Source organism: Pseudomonas sp. SIMBA_041, from assembly GCF_046535095.1.
Classification (GTDB): domain Bacteria; phylum Pseudomonadota; class Gammaproteobacteria; order Pseudomonadales; family Pseudomonadaceae; genus Aquipseudomonas; species Aquipseudomonas mucoides.
Genome location: NZ_JAWRXJ010000243.1, coordinates 1 through 276 on the forward strand (window position 1 = coordinate 1; position 276 = coordinate 276).

At 62.3% G+C, this 276-nt stretch carries 1 protein-coding gene; it reads right to left on the bottom strand.

The features are described 5' to 3' along the window. A partial coding sequence (locus SB725_RS31030; RefSeq protein WP_410923226.1) for a molybdopterin cofactor-binding domain-containing protein occupies positions 1-276 on the bottom strand: 276 nt, incomplete at both ends.

A 276-nucleotide genomic window follows, 5' to 3' on the forward strand; every position in this document is an offset into this window, starting at 1 on the left:
CGAGCCGATAAGGGCCGCTCAGGATCATCGCGACCACGCGGGCAAGATAGTTTGCCGGGAAGAAGCAATAGGCGCCGAAGTCCTCGCGCATTTCGAGGGTTAGCGACAACAAGGTCCCTTGTTCGTCGACGGCCGCCCGGGTACGGCAAAAGTCTTCGCGCGAATTGGCGGCTGCCGTCAGGTTCTCGAGTCGGTCCTCTCGCCAGCGCACGGGTCTGCGCAGTTGACGGGCAAGCGCAGCCACAACGAGTTCCTCGCGATACAGCGCGATCTTCT